The following is a 22,002-nucleotide window of genomic DNA, read 5'->3' on the forward strand; positions in this document are numbered from 1 at the left end:
AACTGGAACATTGGGGACATTGGCTTTATGTTTCATTCATGGAAGTTCGGACTTTTTCAAGTTATCATTTTGTGGTTTTATTGTTTTTTGGCGGGTTCGAATCTTTTCTGGCTTTTCCTGTTACAGAAACAGGCGCAGCTATGCTAACAGTGGTTTTAGCGCCAGAGAGATAGCGGAGAAGATGCGTAATGCCTTGGAGTATATCAGGGACAGGAGCCTAGCACGTTATCTTTTTGACACATGCTAGTATGAAGGCGACTATTCGATGATATAGAGTGCCCCATGGAAAATAAATAATCAAAAAATCGTTTCCTGAAGACAAAGATTTCAGGAGATATAAGTTTTTTACGCTTTCTCCAAGTACTATAAATGGAAATTCCGGAACAGTTAAAATGTAGACATGTTAAATAATGGGAGCGCGGGTTCTGCTCTTTTTCAACCTCACTTTACACAAATTCCTGTTTTTCGCTATAATGATAATACAGATACAGGGGTGTAGCTCAATTGGTAGAGTAGCGGACTCCAAATCCGTTGGTTGCGGGTTCGATCCCTGCCACCCCTGCCAGAGAAAAGTCAACAATAACGGAGCTTTGAGGCTCCGTTATTGTTTTCGTATAATCCATTAGCTTTATTACCGGAACTTCATTGTTATCTGAGATGTTCGGAAAATCATTCTTTAGTTGATGACCACATCTGCTCAATAATCTTTTTATTCGTTTCCGAAATTTCATTTAATCTCTCCAATATGGAATCCTGTGTCTTGGACATTTTGTGCACTGCACAAAATCCTTTCACTATGAGGACTATTATAGCAGCAACAACCAGCAGATTTACTATTGTCCATGCAAAAGTGGTTAATGATAACTGCATCATGATCTCCCCCTCTTTTTATTTAAACAATTCGTTATAAAGGAAGACAATTCCTGCCATATTACGTCATGAATAGCCAGCATTCCCCCCTTGCGAAGAACATGTGTTTGATTTATAATAAAATGAAACTCATGTTCGGGGGATGGTTTAAAGTGGACCGTGCTATTCTGCTTGCGGATATGAACTCCTTTTTTGCCAGTGTGCACCAGGCACTGGATCCGGAATTGCGGGGCAAGCCAGTTATTGTTGCCGGGGATCCTGAAAAACGTCATGGAATCGTTCTGACAGCCAGTTATGAAGCCAAGAAAAAAGGTGTAAAAACAGGGATAGTGGTTTGGGAAGCACGCCAGCGCTGCCCGGAGGGGATTTTTATCAAACCGCAGTTCCATCTTTATGTGGACTTCTCCAGCCGCATCCTGCGCATTATGAATGATTTCACACCCCTGGTAGAGCCCTTTTCCATTGATGAAGCGTTTATGGATGTTACCGGTTCTCAGAAGCTCTTTGGCTCCCCTGTAGAAATCGCTAGGCAGTTGAAGGAGCGCATCCGCGGGGAAATCGGGATCACCTGCAGTGTCGGGGTGGGTCCCAATAAACTGCTGGCCAAAATGGCCGCGGATCTACAAAAGCCTGATGGTTTGACAGTGATGCCCCGTAACAAGATGCCTGTTCTTTTATGGCAGCTGCCGGTCAGAGAGCTTTTCGGTGTGGGACACCGCTATGAGCAGCACCTCCATAAGCTGAACATCTACACCATCGGGGACCTGGCTAAATACCCGGTAGGCATTCTCAAGAAAAAGTTCGGCCTCAACGGTGAAACACTGTGGCTGAGCGCCAATGGCATCGATTCCAGCCCGGTGGAGCCGGACAGCCTCAACCGTGTGAAAAGTATCGGCCAGCAGATCACCCTTCCCAGGGACTACAGGGGAAATGAAGTCAATGTGGTCATCCTGGAACTGGCTGATCTGGTGGCCTACCGGGTGCGAGCCGGGGAGTATCTGGGAAAGACCGTGTCTCTTTCCCTCAAAGACACCAACTTCTGTTGGCTTTCCAGGATGCGGACACTGCACAAGCCCACCAATCTCGCCGCGGATATTTCTGCGGCTGCCTTTGACCTGCTGCAGAAACACTGGTCCCCCCGCTGGCCTGTACGGCTGGTAGGTGTAACCCTGACCAATCTCTTCCCCTCCAGGATAGAACAGATGGAGCTTTTCGGCAACAGGGAAAAGATCCGGGGAATAGAAAAGGCCTGCGACCAGGTTCGGGAACGCTATGGAAAAACAGCTGTCTTCCGGGCGGTTTCTTTGAAAGAGGGGTGCCTTGAACATGTGCGTTACCTTTAATACGGGGTCAGGCTTGCTTTATTGCTTTATTCATCAGGTCAGTAATCGGAGATCCTTGCAGTTTATTTCCAAGCAACAGGACAATCTATCTTTCCGACCTCCCGGCTTTCAACACTATTCTGACTTCTGACCTCTGGCATCCAACCTCTGTTTTCCGCCCGGGCGGCACCAACAGAGGATGAAAACAGAATGCCGGAGTCATGTAATATTGGTGACATAGAACAACCGCCCCCTGTCACCTCATCGAGAGACGCGAGAACCGTCCCCGCGTCTCAGGAGGTATGATTGCTGTGAGCATCTATAATAATAATAATAATAAACTGTGGGAAAGCCACCGGGTCATCCTCCCGGAGTTTCGGGAAAAGGTTATCTGCAAATGCCGGGATTGCCGGTACCACGTTTTGATTCAGGGGAAAGAAGAGGTGCGGTGGGGTTGTATAGAAAGATACAAAGAACTATGGTCAAGACCCCCGGAGAGTACACCTGTGCTTGTTCTCTTGAAATTGGTGGGAGAAGAAGGGTTGTGTAAAATATTAGGCAGGGGGGATCCCGCTGCCCGTGCTTGTGGTTACTTCAAGCGAAAGCTACCCCTAAAACACTACAACGCAAATGAATCCCCCCACCATAAAGCTATTTTTTAACGAGAGCATTCCCATCATCAATACCCGGTATATTAATGCTGATGATGGAAAAGGGCGGGTGTTTTAAAATAGTAAGAAGACGTTAACTTAAGGCCTGCTCAAGAAGACCAAATCAAAAAAGCTGGTCCCTGTATATAGGACCAGCTTTTTTTCCTCATTCGGTTACCCGGAAATGACACTGACAGCAGGTATATTCACCAGGTGCCTCCCCTTTATCCCTCGTGGTATTTCCTTAAATTGTTGATCCGTAATTCGGATAATATCCATATAACAACCATCCCGTTTTTATTTTATCCAAGAAGAGCCTTGATATCCTCCTCCGGCGTTGTGATCGGCTGGATGTTGTAGTTATCCTGAAGCACCTTGAGCACATTCGGTGTCAGAAATGCCGGAAGAGTTGGGCCAAGACGGATATCCTTAATACCAAGGTGCAGAAGTGTCAGGAGAATGGATACCGCCTTCTGTTCGAACCAGGAGAGCACCATGCTCAACGGCAGGTCATTGACTCCACAATTGAAGGCATCAGCCAGAGCAACTGCCACCTGGATGGCTGAATAGGCATTATTGCACTGCCCCATATCCAAAAGGCGCGGAATCCCGTCGATTTCACCCAGGTCCAGATAGTTGAAGCGATACTTTCCACAACCCAGAGTCAGGATTATACAGTCCTGCGGCAGCTTTTGGACAAACTCGGTGTAGTACTTTCGGCTGGAACGTGCGCCATCACAGCCGCCAACCAGGAAGAAGTGGCGAATCTTACCTGACTTAACTGCTTCGATAACCTGATCAGCTATTTTGAGAACAGCCTGGTGGTGGAAACCGGTCATTGTTGTGGGACCAGGATTTTCCGCCAGGGGTTCCAGTGTCAGGGCCTTTTCGATCACCGGGGTAAAGTCACGGTTTTCAATATGCACAACACCTGGAAGATCCGCGATACCACAGGTAAACATGCGATCCCTGTAAGAATCCCGGGGCAGCAGCACGCAGTTGGTGGTTCCCAAGATGGCACCTGAAAATTCCTCAAACTCCTTCCTCTGGTTCTGCCAGGCGGTACCATAGTTGCCCACCAGGTGCGAGAATTTTTTCAATTCAGGATAAGCCAGTCCCGGAAGCATCTCCCCATGGGTATAGACATTGATTCCCTTGCCCTCTGACTGCTTCAAGAGTTCATAGAGGTCAAGAAAATCATGCCCAGTCACCACAATGCCGGGTCCGCTCTTTGTTCCTACCTGCACCTTTGTCGGTTCCATCTCTCCAAAACGTTCTACATGAGCCTTATCCAGCAGTTCCATCGCCCGCAGGTTGATCTCCCCGGCTTTGAGCAGCAGCTTGATGTGACTGTCTAAATTAAAGTTGACATTGGTCAGTGTCGAAAACAGCGCTTCTGCCAAAAAAGCATCCACCTGTTCATCATGGGCGCCGAGTTCCCGCGCATGGTAGGCATAAGCAGCGATTCCCTTAAGAGAAATAACAAGCGTATCCTGGATGCCGGCAATATCCGGGTCCTTCCCACAAACTCCGGATTTGGTGCAGCCGGTACCTTTCGCAGTCTGTTCACATTGATAACAAAACATCTTTCTCCCTCCTAAATTTTTAATACAAGATGTTTTTTGTCCACATTAGGCAATAAAAAATTTGCTCTTCAAGATAACATTAGTCCATTTTGAACCAAGAAAGAAACACCTTCATTTTTCCACATGCAAACTTGGCTTTTACTCACCACCTTCCACAAAACCACCTTCACGTACCTGTTCCACCAAATCTAGTAATGTAATCTGACATAAAAAACCTGCGATCCTTTGTTCCAGTTGCAGCCAATTACCTTTAAGGACACACTTTGGAGCCCGGGGGCAGCCATCTTTGCCAAGAAAACACTTGTTCATCACCAGTTTGCCCTGCATGGTCTCGATAATCTCCAGCAGATTGATCTCATCAGGCTCCCTGGCCAGCATAAACCCCCCATAGGCGCCACGGTGTGAAAGGACCAAACCACCGCGGGTTAACTTCTGCAAGATCTTTTGCAGGTATTCCAGTGGTACCTCCTGCTTTTCAGCGATCTCTCCGGCTGTTACTTCTACACCGGGATGGAGACCCAGGTGTACAAGTGCCCGAATACTGTAATCTGTATTGCGTCTGATAATTTCCATGGTAAGATCACCCTTCTTGTGGACAATTATAGTCCACTATCATTTACATGTCAATAGTTTTTATAAAATATTTGTTATTTTTAATTTGGAGAATGGTAGAAGGAGTTATAAACTAAATTTACTATGAAACTCCCTTCTATGGTAAAGCGATAAATCAGGATAGCATAATAATAAGTAAATAACTCAATTACTCAAGCCTGACCCCATTCAAAAAAAGGCCGTCTCTTTGAGACAGCCTTTTTTTTGACGTTTATTTATTCTTTTTCCTGTTCTGCTTTGCGTTTTTCGATTATCTCCTGTGCTGTGCGTGCAGGGACCTCTTCGTAACTGGCGAAATCCATCTTGAAGGAGCCGCGTCCCTGGGTGATCGACTTCAAAGCGATTGGGTAATCTTGTATTTCGGCAAGGGGCACCTGGGCCTTGATCAACTGCATTCCACCCTCCTGGGGTTCCATGCCCATGATTCTGCCGCGTTTTCCGTTGAGGTCACCCATAATGTCACCCATGAACTGTTCAGGAACCAGAATCTCCATATCCATGAGCGGTTCCAAAAGAACGGGATCTGCCTTTTCCATACCCTTCTTGTAAGCCATAGAAGCGGCGATCTTAAAGGCCATTTCTGAAGAGTCTACCGGGTGATAAGATCCATCATAGAGTGTTGCCTTGAGCCCGATGACCGGGTATCCTGCCAAAATCCCTTCAACAATCGCTTCCCTGAGTCCTTTTTCCACAGCCGGGAAGTACTGTCTGGGGACTGCACCACCAAAAACTTTTTCTTCGAAAACAAACTCATCATCGGTATTGGGTTCAAGTGTTAACCAAACATGGCCATACTGGCCGCGCCCACCGGTCTGCTTCTTGTACTTACCTTCTTGCTGGACCTTTCCCCTAAGGGTCTCGCGGTACGGAATACTCGGTGTCTTGGAAGTAACCTCTACCCCAAACTTCTGGTGAAGCCGCTCCAAAACAATATCCAGATGGGTTTCACCTGTACCGGTAAGAACAGTTTCTTTTGTTTCCGCATTCTTTTCGATGCGCAGTGTGGGATCTGCCTCGATCAGTTTCCCTATAGCACCGCTGAGCTTATCCTCATCACCCTTGCTCTTGGGCTCGATAGCAACGGAAAGCATCGGTTCAGGGAATTCAACACCGGGAAGCTTCACCTGGTTATCTTTTTTGCAGAGGGTATCCCCGGTTTCTGTTTCCTGGAGTTTGGCAAGAACAGCTATATCTCCTGCCTTTACCTCATCCAGTGTTTCCTGGTTTTTCCCGCGCATTGTAAAGATCTGCCCGATTTTTTCTTCTTTTTCTCTATTGGGATTATAGACAGCACTGTCACTCTTCAAACTCCCTCCATAAACACGGAAGAAATTCAACTTACCCACATAGGGATCAGCGAGAGTTTTAAAAACAAGTGCAGCCTGCGGTTCCTCTGTCAGCGGCTTCTCAGCGATATCCACCGGAGAGGGGACTATATCAGCCAGAAAATCGAGAAGATGCCTGATACCTGTATTGATCAATGCAGAACCACATAAAACCGGAACAAAACTGTTTGCCATGAAAGCAGTTTTTAAGCCGGTGTGTATTTCATCATCAGAGAGTTCCTCTCCGTCCAGGTATTTCAAGAGGAGTTCATCATCACCTTCAGCTGCCGCTTCTATAACTGCTTCTCTCGCTGACTGAGCGGCATCAATCATCTCTTCAGGGATCTCTTCATCCTGATAACTGCCATCTTTAGGGTTATACTTGTATGCCTTCATACTCAGCAGATCAACCACTCCGCTGAAGTTGTCCTCAGCTCCGATGGGTAGCTGTAAGGGGATGATATTCTTTTTAAAGAACTCTTTCATCTGTTTTAGAACACGATCAAAGTTGGCATTTTCTCTATCCATCTTATTGATGAATACTACTTTGGGGAGATTAGTATTATCCGCTTCTCTCCAACCAATTTCCGTTTGTACTTCTATACCTGATACTGCACAAAGTACTAACAGTACACTATCTGCAACCCGTAAAGCCCCCTTGACCTCGCCAAAAAAGTCGGCATATCCTGGTGTATCCAACAGGTTGATTTTGCAGTCCTTCCATTCACAGGGAGCCAGGGCTGTACTGACAGATATTTTCCTTTTTATTTCCTCAGGGAAATAATCGGTTGTTGCTGTGCCGTCATCAACCTTCCCTAGACGATTGGTATGTCCGGCATTAAAAAGCATCGCTTCAACAAGAGATGTTTTCCCCGCACCACCATGCCCTATAACAGCAATATTGCGTATGCGGGAGGATTCATAAACTTTCAAAGCAGTTTTTCCCTCCTCTAAGTTAAAAAACCCGAATTATGTGTATAATCAATACTATTACTGAATATTTTACTGATTCATTATATTATAGATTGACATTCAAGTCAAAAACAACCGATAAGACAAGATAAGACACAAACTGACTGTATAATTGGCTGCCACATTATATACAATATAAAAGGGTGCACAAAGGAGGTTTTCATGGGACGACGAAACAGGGGTTTAATGTCTGAAAGGCTAAAGTACGAACTGGCTAAGGATATGGGAGTATTGGATATTGTGCAGAGTGAGGGTTGGGGAAGTGTCCCCTCCCGTGACTGCGGTAACCTGGTAAAACTCGCCATAGAAAGAGCCGAGCGCAGTCTCCAGACAGATAACCGGTTTCAGTCTTAACTAACTAAGTGCACCCGACCGGGGATGGTATCCCCGGTTTTATTTTGTTTTGTTTTGATCTTCTTTTAAATCTTCTTTAAAAACCAAGTGCCCCTACAGGACAAACCTTGACACACTCACCACACTGTGTACATGGAGATTCGCTGAGAGGGCGATCACCAAAAGTGGACATCTTCCGATCAATACCGCGCCTGATGAAGCCGATTGCTCCCACCTTTACTACCTTGTGATCTACCCATATACAGCGACCACACAGTACACACCTGTTGGAATCGTATATAAATGAATCAGGTGAATCATCTATTGGCTGGTACTGCTCTTCGGTGAGCAGTGGTCTCAAGCGGGTAAGTCTCAATTTCAGTTTTCTTTCTCTGGCTATCTTCTGTAATTCACACCGGCGGTTTTGAGGACACTTACCACACCGCATCTTGTGATTGGAAAGCAGCAATTCGAAAGCTGTCCCTACCAGACGGTCCACCCGGGGTGTGCGCGTCTGGACAACCATCCCCTCAATTACTTCCTGAGTGCAGGCTGTTACAGGATCAGGTATCCCTTCGATTTCTACAAAACAAAGCCGGCAGCTTGCTTCGGGACGCTCCTCTTCCCTGTTGCCGCACAGGTGTGGGATATAAATCCCACAGTCCAGAGCCGCCCAGAGCAGCTTTTCTCCTGCAGGCACCTGATACTGCTGTCCATCTATTGTGATCTTAACCTTACTGCTCATCTTCCTTACCCCCTTCCTCCTGTTCAACCTCAAGCGGAGGAGATACCCTGATTACAGCCTTGTACTGCGGCGGGCAGGCTACCAGACAGCTGTTGCATTTATAACACTTATCCTGGTGAATGGCTTTGAGCATATCGGGTCTTGTGTAAATCGCTTCAGTCGGGCAGCTGCCGATACACACATCACACAGCTTGCTGCACTTTTCCGGAATAATCATATAGGAGATTAACTCCTTACACATCAAGCCCGGGCAGCGCCCTTCATTGATGTGGGCCTCATATTCATCCCTGAAATAGCGGATGGTGGTGATGACGGGATTGGGTGCTGTTTTGCCGAGGCTGCACAGTGAACCCATTTTAATATCCTCTGCCAGATCCAAGAGCAGGTCTATATCCTCAGGGTTCCCCTTCCCTTTTGTGATCTCTGTAAGAATCTCCAGCATCTGCTTGGTTCCCAGCCGGCAGAAAGTGCACTTCCCACATGACTCCTTTTGGGTGAAATCAAGGAAGAAGCGGGCGATTTCCACCATACAATCATCTTCATCTAAAACCACAAGCCCCCCGGAACCCATCATCGCTCCCGCTTTTTGAAGGGAGTCGAAGTCAATGGGCAGATCCAGTGATGACTCAGGCAAACAGCCACCTGAAGGGCCACCGATCTGCACAGCCTTAAAGGCCTTCTCTTCCTTGGTCCCACTCCCTACGTCATAGACCAGTTCTCTGATCGTCGTTCCCATGGGCACTTCAACCAAACCGGTTCCGACAACCTTTCCCGCCAGGGCAAATACAGCGGTTCCAGGACTGTTTTCAGTGCCGATGCCCTTAAACCACTCAGCACCCTTGCGCATGATATGCGGTACATAAGAGAGTGTTTTTACATTATTGATCACTGTGGGCTTACCGTGTAAGCCTGAGGTGGCCGGATAAGGCGGCCGGTGGTTGGGTACCCCGGGGCTTCCTTCAACAGAGACGATCAGAGCTGTCTCTTCCCCACAAACAAAGGCACCAGAACCCTGAAAGATGATGATATCGAAGCTGAAATCACTTCCCAGCATATTTTTACCCAGCAGACCCTTTTGGCGAGCCTGTTCCAGGGCGTCCCTTAAACGGGCAACCGCAAGGGGATATTCTGCACGCACATAGATATAGCCCAGTGATGCCTGAACAGCATAAGCTGCTATGATCAAGCCCTCGATCAGCTGATGTGGGTTCGATTCCAAAATTGCGCGGTCCATAAAAGCACCGGGATCCCCCTCATCAGCGTTGCAGATTACATATTTGGGTGATCCTTTAGCTTCGTAACACCTTTCCCACTTGATGCCTGTGGGGAATCCTGCCCCACCCCTGCCGCGCAGTTTGGCATCTTTTATCTCCTCGATTACAGCACGGGGTTCCATCTCTAAAACCTTGGACAGGGCAGCATATCCATCTTTAGCTATATAGTGATCGATATCATCAGGATCGATGAAACCACAATCCGCCAGAATGATTTTCTTTTCGATCACACCCCTGGGAAAATCTTCGAAGGTGGGAAACTCATCATTGGGTTCCAGAGCAGCCATAGCAAATTCATAACAGGGGTCATCATTGACCAGAAAGTCGACAACCAGCCTTTGTGCCATCCCTTCATCAACAGGGCCATAACAGAGGGTTGGGAAGCCCGGCTTGGCGATAACCACCAGCGGTTCAGCATAGCAGTGGCCCATACAGCCGACCTCTTCAACAACGACATCTAATTGGCGCTTGCCGGCTTCCTCCCGGAAAACATTCAAAACCTCTATGGCCCCAGCGGCTCTCCCACATGTTGCTGTTCCCACGAGGACAAGTGTCTGTTGTTTTAATTTCTCGATTTTTTTCATAGCAGCATCTCTGATGGCGGCATATTTTTCTGAGATACTCATTCCTCCTGTCCCCCTCCCTCCTGGTTTTTCATCTCATGTTCTTTTTTTTCTATCTCAAAGGTGAGCAAGATACCATCAACCCGAATCGGTGAAACCTTTGCTTCCACCTTTTCGTCAACAACAACAACAGGAGCTAAGGCACAGCAGCCAACACAGGCCACTCGCTCCAGGCTGAACTCGCGGTCAGGGGTTGTTTCACCCTCATTGATCTCCAGCCTGCGTTCAAATGAATCTAAAATAATATGTCCGCCAAGCATGTGACAGGCAGTACCCATGCATACCTTGATCTGGTGCTTTCCAGGCGGGTTCAAGCGAAACTGGTTGTAAAAGGTGGCTACACTATAGACATCCACCTCCGGTATGTTTAATGCTGCGGCTATTTGCTCCATAGCCGGCTGTGGAAGATAACCCAGTTTTTCCTGGACCTCCTGGATCACAGGGATCAATTCCTGCCGCTCAGTGCCGTGATGCTGCAGGATATCTTCAGTTTCTTTTTGAATTTGTTCCAGTTCCCCCTCTAACAGCTCCAAAAAATAAACCTCCCCTCCCAAGCAGTAATTGCGATTTACCCTTTAATTTCTCCGTTTCCGGCGTTTTTTCCTGCTCTATTCCCAGAAGAATCGGTCATATGCCCGTAAGATTCCATGACAGCAGTTATATTTTCCCTGTTCCAGGCCAACTGTTCCATGCAATTAACTACATAATCCTTTTGGAAACGATCAGCATCCAACATTAACAGCACCCTTGCCCAATCCAGCAACTGGGCATTACCGTACCCTAACTGTGACCCCTTATCTCGAAGCATGGCTACAGCAAGGGCAATATTTTCATTGAGTGTCTCCAGGACATCGGGTACCCGTGCCCGGAGAATAGATGCTTCCTCCTGGATGGTAGGGTTATCAAGATATAAGAATACACAGCGCCTGCGAAGAGCCTCCGAAAGATCGCGTTCCCCGCTGTTGGTAATGACAACAACCGGTTTACAGGTAGCCTTAACTGTCCCGATCTCTGGTATCGATACCTGGTAATCGGAAAGCAACTCCAGGAGAAAAGCCTCAAAGTCGCGATCAGAGCGGTCGATTTCATCAATTAACAGAAGCACCTGTTCCTGCTGAGTTATGGCCTGGAGCAGGGGGCGCTGCAATATGTAATCTAAAGAGAAAAGATCCTCCTCTGTTTTTTCCGAACCCTGTGTACGGCTGGAAAGGTGAATATTGATCAACTGGCGCTGGATATTCCAGTCATAGAGGGATTTGCTTTCATCTAACCCTTCATGACACTGCAGCCGGATCAATCTTGCCCCTAAAACATCGCTCAATACCTTGGCCAGTTCAGTTTTTCCTACACCGGCAGGGCCACTGACAAGAAGCGGTTTTTCCAAGCAGAGGGCCAGGTAAATTGTATTAAGTTCATCTTCATTGATGATGTAACACATACGGTTAAACCCGTCACGCAGTTCCTCAAGCTGTATATTGATGTTATCCCTCCTCTACTTTTAGATCTTTTTGTTTTCCATAAGGCGCAGCAGAAAATAACTAAGAGCAGCAATAATAATAAATATAATAAAGGCATAGAAAAATGCTACCCTGATAAAGCTGTCTACCAGGACCAGGGCAAAGCTCAAAGAAAAAGGTAAAATTAGAGAGCCGGCCTCGAATTTAAACTCCCCGCTGCGAATTTGAGAGAAGTTGAAAATTAGAAAAAAAACAGCGGTTAATATAATTGTGCGGATCACAAACATATCTATCTTCTTCCTTTAACACCGAAAGCGCATAGATAATATAGACTGGATACTTTAAAATTATCAGGATAAATCATCAAAAAAATCCCGCAAGGTTTCCATTGCCCTGTAATTGGTTAAGTCTACTTGAATCGGTGTCACAGATACTTTGCGCTTGCTGATAGATGCCACATCTGTATCTCGAGCAGATGATTCATCAATACTATCAACTACATCCCCACCTAACCAGTAGTAGGCTTTTCCCCGGGGATCCACTCGCTCCTCAAAGGAATTGATATATTTGCGTCTACCTAACCTGGTGATTTCAACCCCTTGAATTTCTTCCGGCGCTATAGAGGGAACATTGATGTTGAGCAAAGTGTCCTTACAGATACCTTTTTCAAAAACTTTCGGTGCCAGCTTCCTGGTAAAGGATGCAGCATACCTGTAATCAGGATTCAGGTATTCTGTTACTGAAACCGCGATAGCAGGAAACCCAAGGATAATCCCTTCCAGTGCCCCGGAAACAGTCCCGGAGTAAAAGATATCAACTCCAAGGTTTGAACCCCTGTTGATACCTGCGATCACCAGATCTGGCTCTTCTTCAAGCAGACAGTTTACAGCCAGTTTTACACAATCCGCAGGAGTACCGTTAACTGCCCATGCTTTACCGTCGAAAAGATAACTTTTCTCCGCGCGCAAGGGTATGTCCATCGTAATACCATGTCCTGTTGCGCTTCGCTCCCGATCCGGAGCAACAACAACAACCTCAGCAATTTCTTTAAGCTCTGACCAGAGAACAGCAAGCCCCTTTGCTTGTATGCTGTCATCATTTGTTAAAAGTATTTTCATTTCCCTCACCCCAACTGAAAAGCAGAAGTCAGAAGCCGACATTCCACGCTCTGCTAGTGCCTACTGTCAACCTTAAGCGTGCACCGGGGATGGTACCCCTTGCACGCATACTTATAGTCTACAACTCAAAGCAATCTATGGCAAACTGGTAAGTTATATAAAAAGCGCCTAAAGAGGCGCTTTTTAAGTTTTGCCCAATTTTAGAACACATACCGCTATTCTTTAATCAGTGCAAAGGCTTCCGCTCTTGTAGCTTCACTGGTTTTAAAAACACCACGCACCGCAGAAGTCATCGTCTTTGCACCCGCTTTTTTGATGCCCCGCATTGTCATACACATGTGTTCTGCTTCTATAACAACAATTACTCCCAAGGGGTTGAGCGCATCCATGATGGTATCAGCAACTTGTGAGGTCAACCGCTCCTGTAACTGCGGCCTTTTAGACAGAGTCTCCACTACCCTTGCCAGTTTACTGAGACCTGTCAGCTTCCCTTGACGCGGAATATAGGCAACATGTGCCTTTCCGTAGAATGGCAGTAAATGATGCTCACAGACAGAATAGATGGGTATGTCTTTAACCAGGATCATTTCACTATGGTTCTCAGTAAAGCAGACATTCAATTCCTCTTTAGGATCACTGTGCAGACCACAAAAAATCTCTTCACACATACGGGCTACCCTGTCAGGTGTTCCCTGCAATCCTTCTCGCTCGGGATCTTCGCCAATTCCTTCAATGAGCAAGCGTACCCCTTGCAAAATCTTTTCCCGGTCCATTTTTCTTAATATCCCCCCATAAATACTACTTGGTTATATACAGTCGTTTCTCCACCAGATACACCAAGCCAAACAAATTCTATGCAGCCCCCGATTAGAGTGTTATTCGTCAAAATAGGAGAGATATCCTGCAAAACGATGTTAAAGTTTTTTATTAATATTTTAATGAAGCCCAAGCGATCTGTTGAAGCAGTACAGTGCTTCCTCTTTTTCACCTTTTCCGAAGTGGAAAACAGCCTTTCCCCGCCAGGCAGCGTTATTTGAAGAGTCCCTATTAATTGCTTCCTCAAAGTGATGGGCGGCTTCATCACTGATGCCCATCTCTAACAAGAGCATTCCCTTATTGCATAAATATATAGAGTTATCGGGTTGAAGATGAATGGCCTCATCAAAGCATTTGACAGCTTGATCATAGTCGTTTCGAAATGCCAAATAAACTGCTGCATTATTTAAAAGAAGATCGTCCTGTGGGGCTAACTGCAAGCTTCTATCAAAAAAATACATTGCCTCCCTGTATTTACCTGAATTTCAAAAATGCAGCAGCGGCATTGCTCAGGATATTTACATCTTCTGTTTCGCTTACCTTGATGGCTTTGCGGTAAGCAGAACAGGCATCCTCAAAACGTTTCAAGCAAACAAGGCAGTACCCTGCATTGTTCCAGATAATAGGTGAGGCACAATAACGCAGAGCCTTTTTATAGCATTGAAGAGCCTTATCATATTCTTGAAAATGGCAGTAGCAATTTCCGCAGTTAACCAGGAGACCAATGTCCTTGGGTTGAAAAGCAAGCGCTTGAGAAAAACACTCAAAAGCGGTTTTAATATAACCCATTTTGTAAAAACAAAACCCCTTGCCCGAGAGGGCAGCGACATGACGCGGTGATAATTTGAGAACCTGTTCGAAACAAAGAATGGCCTCCTGGAACTGGGAAGCCTGGACAAGCTCTTCCCCCTTTAAACACCAGTCTGTGGGTGATTCAAGGTTGCATGACTGAACATGCTGGAATTCAGGAGCAATACTTTGTAAATAGTAGAGTTCCTGATAATGTTCTATTGTTTTTCCTCCCACCCACCATTTTCGAACAGCACCGATAAACTGCCGGAAGTACTTAATCACTTTACTCGCCCCCCTGTTAAACTTAAAAACCTATTCTGTATAAAGGGGGTAAATCCTGCTAAAAATTTCCATGCTTATTTATGCTTCTTCGCCAAACGAAAATTATATGTTGTAATCTGTCCAACAAAAAAACCCCGCTGGCGCGAGGTTGAAAAATATGAAGTTTTCATTGACATTTTTTACAGTAACCGAAAAATTTCAACTGGTGATCTGTAATCTGAAATTGCGTTTTCTTTTCAATCCAGGTTTCCAATGTCTCCAAAAGATCATCGGTAACCTCGATCACTCTACCACACTTGATACAGATCAAGTGGTGGTGATTATGTGCCTCCTGAATCGGAAAACTCGTATCTGATGCATCCATCTCCAAAGTCAATTTTATGCAGAATATCCAATTCTGTAAGTATCTCCAAGGTGCGATAAATTGTAGCCAATCCGATCTCAGGATCCTTTTGTTTTACAATGAAGTGGAGTTCATCTGCACTGAGATGCTGCTCAGCATTATCCAAAAGTGTTTTTAAAATAATCTGGCGTTGAGGAGTTATTTTATAAGAACCTCTCTGTAGTTTTTCACAATAATTATGAAATTTATCCTGCATCTTGCCACCCTCCAAAAATTATTGCGCTATTAATCATTTATTATTTTTCCTTTTATTATACACAATTTCCTGGTCATATTGGGACTCTGTGCTTAATATGTTATATAACATAAAACAGCAAAGGGGGATGGTATTTAGTGGATAACGAAAAAAGCCCTATTTTTCGTATCAGCGAAAACCCCGTTTTTTTCGGCTTGACAGCTGCCATTCTCTTCGCAATTCTCAGCATCATGGTTTTAGCTTTAAGTTTTCATCTCTCCGCTCTTTCGGAACTATACCTTAAGCCGGCAGGAACGTTTTTTTACCTGGTAGGTGCTTTCCTGGGCGGTTTTTTGGCTGCCAAAAAAGCCGGTGGAAAGGGACTGGTTTATGGGGCAGGTGTTGGCTTGTGTTACTATATATTTTTTGTGGTTATCTCTTTGTTCTTCTCCCCAGGCTCCCTTTCAGTAATTGCTCTTGGTTTTAAAGGACTTTACACCCTTTTAGTATCCGCAGCAGGAGGAATCTGCGGCCTTGCATTTGCTTGATCTTTATCTTTAAAAAAGCAGCCTTGAGATAAGGCCGCTTTTTTTCTACTTGATAAATCTTTTTAGGATATCTCGCAAGAAACGGGGTAACTTGATATAATAAACCTTCAAGATGATCACCTCGCGTTAAAATCTTTAATTATTTATATTCAACAAAGATGTGCAAGGTGCCCCTTTCATGAAATAATATAGCAGCAGAACTTTCTGCTTATAATTTGTCTGCCAGCTTCTTTAACTCATAAACAACCATTCCACTTGCCATTGCATAATCTTCGGTGGGAAGATAATTTGCTGCGGAGGCATCAAAAAGAACATTGCCTGATGGTGGAAACTCATCATCACCCAACCAAATGATATAGGTTATGGGAACCATTGGGAAGATAGTTATTTTAACACTTACATCCCCTTTATCACCTTTTTCTCCACCTAAAGAAAGAGCTGCCCTGATCAACTGATCAGGTTGTTCACCGAAGTGTTTGATCAAAGGCCGAACAGCTCTGTTGTAAAACGGATTAATGTAAATTTGGCCCGATGGGAGTTCTTTAAAAGAGATCCATTGATGTTTTAAGGGAACCCCCTCAGCGGAACTCAAATAGTGCAGAATCAAGATCTGTTTCTCCAACGGAACTTCTTTGCCCTGCTGGTAAACCTCGCCCGATGGAAAACGCACCCGGTACTCCTCGTTTAAGAAAGGAACAATAAACTCAGACTCTTCATCCAAATATCTAACCCCTGCATGGAAGGCAATAGTTTGCGGATCATGTTCAGCTAATTCAGCAAACTCCTTCTGTGCAATACCCAGGGTGACATCCATGTTCAAGTAAGTCTTATTCTTAAATTCTTTAAATTGTGCCATTCCCTATCCCCCTTTATTTCTTATTATACCAAAAAACCTGGTTATAGGGGATGGGATTAGGAGATTGACAATTCTGTGTTCTCCAGATAGAATTAAATCAGTTGATGCGCCCGTAGCTCAGGGGATAGAGCACTGGCCTCCGGAGCCAGGTGCGCAGGTTCGATTCCTGCCGGGCGCGCCATTTTATTTTCTGCATTACGATAGCCCCGCGCTTTTGCTTTTCCGTTCAGGGTTCCAACCGAAAAGAGAGCAAAGAGCAAGCACTATGCGAACCAGCTTATTCTGCAGTTTTCTTTCCATGATGCTGTTTTGAAGTGTTATTTTTTCTACCTTTTTTTGAAGAGAGATGTTCGTGGTATTCAACATATCCAGTTCCAGTTCTAAATTCTCATTGACACGCCGAAGTTCCTGGTAGGCATTTTTTATTTCTGTCAACTCTCTGCCGATCCGTAATATTTCCTGGTGTTTCGCTTTGACCTCTTTACGCAAACTCTCCAATGCCCTATTATACTTTTTTTCCATATCGATCTTAGCCGGTTCGATCTGATTTAAATCCCGGTTGAGTTTGCGAACATTATCCTCCAAAAGAGCGATGCTTTCCTGCATCTGGTTATTTGCACGCTGCAGATCCCTGTTCTCTTTATTCAGAATAATATTTTCCTGGGTGCGTGCCTTTAATTGACCTGTTAGGTTTTTGATATCTTCCTCAGCCATAGAATATTTATCCTGTATGTTAGCGACTTCTCTTCCGTATTCCTCGATTTTCTCCAAATACTGCCTTCGCTCCCCTTCCAATTGGTGCAGGTTTGCTTCCATTGTCTTGATTATGATCTGGGACTCATGCATTTTCTTGTCCTTTTCCTCAAGAACCCTGATGTATTCATCATTTTGCTTGCGCATTTTATTGATAATTTTATTTCTTTCCGCAAGTTCAGTCTCCAGATTATGAATCCTTTCATTCAGATTTCTGTTCCTCTTGAGTTCATCTTCATTTAGATTATCTTCACCCAGATCCCAATAGATCTCTTCTTCATCTTTCCCACGCAAAAACCCATCATTCAAGGAATTTAGTAATTTACGTTCAGACTTTGTCTTGGCCACTAACTGAAACCTCCTTTTTCCATATATTTGGAGTATACATTCGCTAGCAGCCTGATGGTATCCTTCGGGATAACTGGGAATAAATGTCGTTTTAATTTTTATATGGGTTTAAATAAAAACAAAATTCAGAGATATTTAATCTCTGAATAAAAAAAGGAACATATTGAGCATATTTTCGGCACCTTTATCAAATGGGTTTCTTTGGCTTGTTATATTCTACTGCCTCGTACTGCACCCTTGATAGGCACATTTCACAGAAATAGGTGGTCTTCGGATTTTTTTCAAGGCGCTCGAAGTCTTTGTGTACATCTGTTATTATTTCTTTTTTACCACAGAGAGCACAGCGTACTTCCAATGTTTTTCTCCTCTCAGAGGTCACTCCATTATCGCCAATTCTCCCATGTACCTTTTCCAGGCAGATAATAAAACGTTTATTTTGTTCCGGTGTCCCCACTGTTACCCTGATATAGTTAGGTCGATCAAAAATATCTCCTGTACGAACGATTACCCCTTCTTTCAGCAGAGCAGTGAAGACTTCCTTGGAATCCCTTTTGATATCTACGAAAATGAAATTAGTCTCTGAGGGGATATATCCCAGTCCGAGCCTTTCAAACTCGCCATACAGGTAGACCTTCCCATCAATAACCAATTCTTTGCTTTGACTAACGTGAGCCTGATCCTTTAGAGCAGCAACAGCCGCTTCCTGTGCCATCAGATTAACATTAAACGGCTCTCTTACACGGTTAATAAGAGATATAAGATCGGGACTGGCTATTCCACATCCGATACGCAGACCGGCTAAACCATAGATTTTCGAAAAAGTTCGCAGAACAATTACTCTATTTTTGTCAACCAGTTCAACTGCACTGGAGCATTGTGGATCAGTTACATATTCATAATAAGCTTCATCAACAACAACTACGATATCAGAGGGAATCTTCTCAAAGAACTCCTGCATCTCTTGCCTGCTGATAATGGTTCCTGTAGGATTATTCGGGTTGCAAATAAAAATTAGTTTTGTATTACTCCCAACACGCTCCGCTATTTTCTTTAGATCATGCTTGAAGTTTTCCCCTACCGGTACAGAACAGGGTTTTGCCCCCATCAGCTTGCTGGCAAAAATATATTCGGAGAAAGTGGGCCAGGCATGTATTACTTCATCCCCAGGATTTAGAAAAGCCTCTCCGATCATTTTTATTATTTCATCTGCTCCATTTCCGAATATGAAATGGTCTTCAGATAAACTATAGAAGGACGCCATTTCCCTCTTTAAATAATAACAATTACTGTCCGGGTAATTAAATACACGAGGAGCCGCCGCTTTCAAGGCCTCTATAACAGCAGGAGATGGCCCCAGTGGGTTTTCATTGGAAGCCATCTTGATAACCCCTGTAATTCCAAACTCCCGTTCAACCTCTTCAATGGGTTTACCAGGGACATAAGGATCCAGTGTTAAGATAGCCGGACGCCCTAATTCCTCAATCTTTCGCAACTCATTACCCCCTTCTCAGATTACTTTACTTTTCGCCGGAACCGGCCTGATTTCCTGCCTGCCAGCTGTTATTCCTTCGGTTTTTTCGCGATTAATTCCTGCATAAAACGGGGTAATACAAAGCATGCCCTGTGCAGTTCACTTGTATAAAAGCGAGTCTTTATGGAAGTGTCATGCCGATAATCCCGGATGGGGTCGTAGCGTTTGGATCCCAAAGTGAAACTCCAGTAACCGCTGATATAGCTGGGAACACAGGTTATATAAGCTTTTGTTAAGGGGAAGTAAGCATTTATTCGGTGCCAGAAATCCCGAAAATTATCACTGCCAAAACTAAAACAGGGGGAATCGGTATGCGCAACAAACAGCCCATCATCATTTAAACAACGGTAAACGCTCTGATAAAAATCACTGCTGTACAGTTGAACAGCAGGTCCCATAGGTTCGGGATCTGTAGAATCGATAATGACAACATCATACTTGTTTTTTTGGCTTTTAACATATTTAACCCCATCTGTGATCAGGACATTCACTTTGGGGTTATCAAAGGAACAGGCGAGCTCAGGAAGATATTTTCTACAAACAGCAATCACACGCTCATCGATATCGACCAGGTCTATTTGTTCCACACACTTATGTTTCAAGACCTCCCGTGCAGTTCCGCCGTCTCCCCCTCCTATAATTAACACTCTACGGGGATTAGCATGGGTAAATAACGGAACATGAGCGATCATTTCATGGTAATAAAACTCATCATTAATTGTTGTTTGTAATATGTCATCTAATACCAGGGCACGTCCGAATTCCTCAGTTTCGATGATAAAAAGCTTCTGGTAAGGAGTTTTTTCTGTGTAGATGATATCATTGATACCCCAGGTAACACTGTAAGCGGAACTATGTTTTTCAACCATATTAAAAGCCAATAAACCTACCTCCTCAATTAATAATTCTTGTCTTCCACGGATTTTTGATATCTGATATCTTTATCCACTGTTAACCGGTAAACCCTGCACATTTGAACAATTCTAGATGTTGTTCGTTTTCCTAAAAACTTTTCGATCTCAGAGAGGTCTAAATTTGTTGTAATAACCACAGGAAGATGATAGTTCATCCGGTAATTAAGCAGAGAATACAATTTGTTGCACGTCCAGGGTGTATAATTGTGGACACCTAAATCATCTAGAACCAGAACTTCCGCCTGGCGTGCCCCCTTAATTAAGGTTGCTTCATCCTCCTCAACAGTTCCTTTGCTATAAGTGGATCTAATCGCATCAAGAAAATCCGGCACAACAAGAAATAAAACCTGGATGCCCTCTTTCAATAAAAAGTTTGTAATCGAGCCTGCGATAAACGTCTTACCGGCACCCACATCACCTGTGATCAATAGACCCGGCAGGTTAGGATTTATTAAATAATCATGTGAAAATCGGCGAGCATCTGCAAGAACCCGTGCCGCCCTTTCTCTGTCGTTCCCCCTGATAATAGTTGAGCTGAAATCCCTCGAAACTGTATGTTTTTATTTCCGGGGTGATGTTTGCGTACTCGTAACGACGTTCTAAATTATTTTGCTTTACACAGTTACAGATGCGTGCTCTTTCACCATCAAGCATGATCACTCCCCGGTCCAGGCAAAGGGAACAGCGCGGTCTGTGGTTCTCTTCTGTTGGGGTTCTGGATTCCTTCCCCTGTATGGACTTTTTTAAATTGTTTAGAATATCTGTAACCTGTTTCATTTTCAACACTACCTGTTTTTATGTTAAATATATATCTTTAAACTTTTCATCCTGCTCCTTGGCTATTTTCTGATCCGGATCAGATTGTTCTTTACGCTTCTTTTTATCTTGGAATCTTTCTTCATATTGTATTACCTCTCGAGTAGTTCGAATATTCATTTTAGCCCAGGAGGCTAAAATTTTATCCATATAGTTTAGGTTTAAGATCCCACGCAAGACCGCTCTTTTCAAGGCTTCCTTGATTAAGGTTTCCGCATACCCGTGCTCACAGTACCAATTCTTTATTTGATCGATTTCAATAGGGGTTAAGGCCCTCCCGAATTCTCTTTCAAATAAATTAATGATGTTTATCAAAGGTGATAAAAGCTGTTCTTTACCGGCTTTAAGCTGAACTGTTATTGCTGCTTCCTGCTGTTTTTGCTGTACAGCCCGCATCCGCTCTTCAGCCCAGAGATCTGCTACTTTTTCAAACAAGCCAGTGGTTTCTAAAGATTGATCAATATCAGTAAGCAGTCCCAGATCACGCATTTTTTCGATAGACACTTGAATTTGGCGTTCTTGAATATGTAGAAGCTGGGAAAAATCTGCGATCTCCAGTTCATACCGCCCGGTCTGTTGGAAATAAAAAATAGCCAACAATATCAATAAATCTGTCCCCTCTAAGCCTAATCTATCACTGTATTTAATTAATATATTGGGCATTACTGTAAATCCTTCCGCAAAAAAGTCTCTGCTAAAGAGCGCTGGAATATGAAATCTACCGCCGTTTACCATCCTAACCATCCTTCTTATAAAAAAGTTAATTACTAATATATTAGTCAAGACACCTGTGAAAACCTGCTCCATTTGCACTAAAAAAGATTATTAATCAGGCGATCGGGAAGAATTAACAACAGACACCACCCCATATCAGGTGTCAA

General features: G+C 44.4%; 26 protein-coding genes and 2 tRNA genes. 6 read left to right on the forward strand and 22 right to left on the reverse strand.

What is annotated here, in order from left to right:
- The first annotated feature begins 489 nt into the window (after positions 1-489).
- Positions 490-565 (forward strand) — tRNA-Trp (locus SSCH_RS11955).
- A gap of 104 nt (positions 566-669) precedes the next feature.
- On the opposite strand, the gene SSCH_RS11960 is transcribed toward SSCH_RS11955, so the two are convergent.
- Positions 670-873: a hypothetical protein gene (locus SSCH_RS11960; protein WP_156972260.1), complete on the reverse strand. Its 204-nt coding sequence runs from the start codon at positions 871-873 to the stop codon at positions 670-672.
- A 149-nt stretch (positions 874-1,022) separates the two neighbouring features.
- Between SSCH_RS11960 and dinB the strand changes: the two genes are divergently transcribed.
- Positions 1,023-2,213: a DNA polymerase IV gene (gene dinB, locus SSCH_RS11965; protein WP_044665664.1), complete on the forward strand. Its 1,191-nt coding sequence runs from the start codon at positions 1,023-1,025 to the stop codon at positions 2,211-2,213.
- 290 nt (positions 2,214-2,503) lie between these two features.
- Positions 2,504-2,854, forward strand: a complete 351-nt coding sequence (locus tag SSCH_RS11970; RefSeq protein WP_156972261.1) for a hypothetical protein — start codon at positions 2,504-2,506, stop codon at positions 2,852-2,854.
- A 290-nt stretch (positions 2,855-3,144) separates the two neighbouring features.
- Here SSCH_RS11970 and hcp read toward each other — a convergent pair whose 3' ends face one another.
- From hcp to fusA, 3 genes are all read right to left on the reverse strand, one after another.
- Positions 3,145-4,428, reverse strand: coding sequence for a hydroxylamine reductase (gene hcp / locus SSCH_RS11975; RefSeq protein ID WP_044665666.1), 1,284 nt, complete (start codon positions 4,426-4,428; stop codon positions 3,145-3,147).
- A 138-nt stretch (positions 4,429-4,566) separates the two neighbouring features.
- Positions 4,567-5,001: an RrF2 family transcriptional regulator gene (locus SSCH_RS11980; RefSeq protein WP_044665667.1), complete on the reverse strand. Its 435-nt coding sequence runs from the start codon at positions 4,999-5,001 to the stop codon at positions 4,567-4,569.
- 254 nt (positions 5,002-5,255) lie between these two features.
- The gene (gene fusA, locus SSCH_RS11985) at positions 5,256-7,298 is read right to left on the reverse strand and encodes an elongation factor G (RefSeq protein ID WP_044665668.1); all 2,043 of its coding nucleotides are present in this window, start codon (positions 7,296-7,298) and stop codon (positions 5,256-5,258) included.
- Between the two features lie 201 nt (positions 7,299-7,499).
- Between fusA and SSCH_RS11990 the strand changes: the two genes are divergently transcribed.
- Positions 7,500-7,691, forward strand: a complete 192-nt coding sequence (locus SSCH_RS11990; RefSeq protein ID WP_044665669.1) for a small, acid-soluble spore protein, alpha/beta type — start codon at positions 7,500-7,502, stop codon at positions 7,689-7,691.
- 76 nt (positions 7,692-7,767) lie between these two features.
- Here the strand turns inward: SSCH_RS11990 and SSCH_RS11995 are convergent, their stop codons facing one another.
- The 11 genes from SSCH_RS11995 to SSCH_RS22490 form a co-directional block, all read right to left on the reverse strand.
- Positions 7,768-8,415 carry a 2Fe-2S iron-sulfur cluster-binding protein gene (locus SSCH_RS11995; protein ID WP_044665670.1) on the reverse strand — a complete coding sequence of 216 codons (648 nt, stop codon included), beginning with the start codon at positions 8,413-8,415 and terminating at the stop codon, positions 7,768-7,770.
- Entirely contained in the window at positions 8,405-10,315 is a 1,911-nt protein-coding gene (locus tag SSCH_RS12000) for an NADH-ubiquinone oxidoreductase-F iron-sulfur binding region domain-containing protein (protein ID WP_044665671.1), read from the reverse strand. The genes SSCH_RS11995 and SSCH_RS12000 overlap by 11 nt, the downstream gene beginning before the upstream one ends.
- Positions 10,312-10,845, reverse strand: coding sequence for an NADH-quinone oxidoreductase subunit NuoE (gene nuoE, locus SSCH_RS12005; protein WP_044665672.1), 534 nt, complete (start codon positions 10,843-10,845; stop codon positions 10,312-10,314). Before nuoE ends, SSCH_RS12000 begins: the two co-directional genes overlap by 4 nt.
- Positions 10,846-10,880: 35 nt before the next feature.
- Positions 10,881-11,750, reverse strand: a complete 870-nt coding sequence (locus tag SSCH_RS12010) for an AAA family ATPase (RefSeq protein WP_044665673.1) — start codon at positions 11,748-11,750, stop codon at positions 10,881-10,883.
- Between the two features lie 60 nt (positions 11,751-11,810).
- Complete coding sequence (locus tag SSCH_RS12015; RefSeq protein WP_198142434.1) at positions 11,811-12,050, reverse strand: hypothetical protein; 240 nt, start codon at positions 12,048-12,050, stop codon at positions 11,811-11,813.
- Positions 12,051-12,119: 69 nt separating this feature from the next.
- A complete protein-coding gene (gene surE / locus SSCH_RS12020; protein WP_044665694.1) occupies positions 12,120-12,887 on the reverse strand; it encodes a 5'/3'-nucleotidase SurE in 768 nt (255 codons plus the stop codon).
- A 215-nt stretch (positions 12,888-13,102) separates the two neighbouring features.
- On the reverse strand, positions 13,103-13,660 hold the full coding sequence (folE, locus tag SSCH_RS12025; RefSeq protein ID WP_044665675.1) for a GTP cyclohydrolase I FolE: 558 nt from the start codon (positions 13,658-13,660) through the stop codon (positions 13,103-13,105).
- Between the two features lie 162 nt (positions 13,661-13,822).
- Complete coding sequence (locus SSCH_RS12030) at positions 13,823-14,164, reverse strand: tetratricopeptide repeat protein (protein ID WP_044665676.1); 342 nt, start codon at positions 14,162-14,164, stop codon at positions 13,823-13,825.
- Between the two features lie 13 nt (positions 14,165-14,177).
- The gene (locus tag SSCH_RS12035; protein WP_044665677.1) at positions 14,178-14,777 is read right to left on the reverse strand and encodes a tetratricopeptide repeat protein; all 600 of its coding nucleotides are present in this window, start codon (positions 14,775-14,777) and stop codon (positions 14,178-14,180) included.
- A gap of 166 nt (positions 14,778-14,943) precedes the next feature.
- Positions 14,944-15,141 carry a Fur family transcriptional regulator gene (locus tag SSCH_RS22485; RefSeq protein ID WP_456300465.1) on the reverse strand — a complete coding sequence of 66 codons (198 nt, stop codon included), beginning with the start codon at positions 15,139-15,141 and terminating at the stop codon, positions 14,944-14,946.
- Entirely contained in the window at positions 15,098-15,376 is a 279-nt protein-coding gene (locus tag SSCH_RS22490) for a Fur family transcriptional regulator (protein WP_456300466.1), read from the reverse strand. The genes SSCH_RS22485 and SSCH_RS22490 overlap by 44 nt, the downstream gene beginning before the upstream one ends.
- A 137-nt stretch (positions 15,377-15,513) precedes the next feature.
- Here SSCH_RS22490 and SSCH_RS12045 point away from each other — a divergent pair, with 137 nt between their 5' ends.
- Positions 15,514-15,903 (forward strand): TIGR04086 family membrane protein, encoded by a 390-nt coding sequence (locus tag SSCH_RS12045; protein WP_044665678.1) that lies wholly within the window; start codon positions 15,514-15,516, stop codon positions 15,901-15,903.
- 208 nt (positions 15,904-16,111) lie between these two features.
- On the opposite strand, the gene SSCH_RS12050 is transcribed toward SSCH_RS12045, so the two are convergent.
- The gene (locus SSCH_RS12050; protein ID WP_052835614.1) at positions 16,112-16,759 is read right to left on the reverse strand and encodes a DUF3786 domain-containing protein; all 648 of its coding nucleotides are present in this window, start codon (positions 16,757-16,759) and stop codon (positions 16,112-16,114) included.
- A gap of 106 nt (positions 16,760-16,865) precedes the next feature.
- On the opposite strand from SSCH_RS12050, the gene SSCH_RS12055 reads away from it, so the two are divergent.
- Positions 16,866-16,940: transfer RNA gene (locus SSCH_RS12055), tRNA-Arg, on the forward strand.
- A 14-nt stretch (positions 16,941-16,954) separates the two neighbouring features.
- Here SSCH_RS12055 and SSCH_RS12060 read toward each other — a convergent pair.
- The 6 genes from SSCH_RS12060 to SSCH_RS12080 form a co-directional block, all read right to left on the reverse strand.
- Complete coding sequence (locus SSCH_RS12060; protein ID WP_044665679.1) at positions 16,955-17,860, reverse strand: hypothetical protein; 906 nt, start codon at positions 17,858-17,860, stop codon at positions 16,955-16,957.
- 187 nt (positions 17,861-18,047) lie between these two features.
- Positions 18,048-19,352, reverse strand: a complete 1,305-nt coding sequence (gene hisC, locus SSCH_RS12065) for a histidinol-phosphate transaminase (protein ID WP_084711148.1) — start codon at positions 19,350-19,352, stop codon at positions 18,048-18,050.
- 68 nt (positions 19,353-19,420) lie between these two features.
- Positions 19,421-20,260 carry a polyamine aminopropyltransferase gene (speE, locus tag SSCH_RS12070; protein ID WP_044665697.1) on the reverse strand — a complete coding sequence of 280 codons (840 nt, stop codon included), beginning with the start codon at positions 20,258-20,260 and terminating at the stop codon, positions 19,421-19,423.
- Between the two features lie 29 nt (positions 20,261-20,289).
- Positions 20,290-20,733, reverse strand: coding sequence for an ATP-binding protein (locus SSCH_RS19460; RefSeq protein ID WP_052835615.1), 444 nt, complete (start codon positions 20,731-20,733; stop codon positions 20,290-20,292).
- 31 nt (positions 20,734-20,764) lie between these two features.
- Positions 20,765-21,082: a hypothetical protein gene (locus SSCH_RS19465; RefSeq protein ID WP_052835616.1), complete on the reverse strand. Its 318-nt coding sequence runs from the start codon at positions 21,080-21,082 to the stop codon at positions 20,765-20,767.
- A gap of 18 nt (positions 21,083-21,100) precedes the next feature.
- Positions 21,101-21,904 carry a DnaD domain-containing protein gene (locus SSCH_RS12080; RefSeq protein WP_198142435.1) on the reverse strand — a complete coding sequence of 268 codons (804 nt, stop codon included), beginning with the start codon at positions 21,902-21,904 and terminating at the stop codon, positions 21,101-21,103.
- Between the last annotated feature and the right edge of the window lie 98 nt (positions 21,905-22,002).

The organism is Syntrophaceticus schinkii (genome assembly GCF_000946815.1).
GTDB classification, from domain to species: Bacteria; Bacillota; DSM-12270; order Thermacetogeniales; family Thermacetogeniaceae; genus Syntrophaceticus; species Syntrophaceticus schinkii.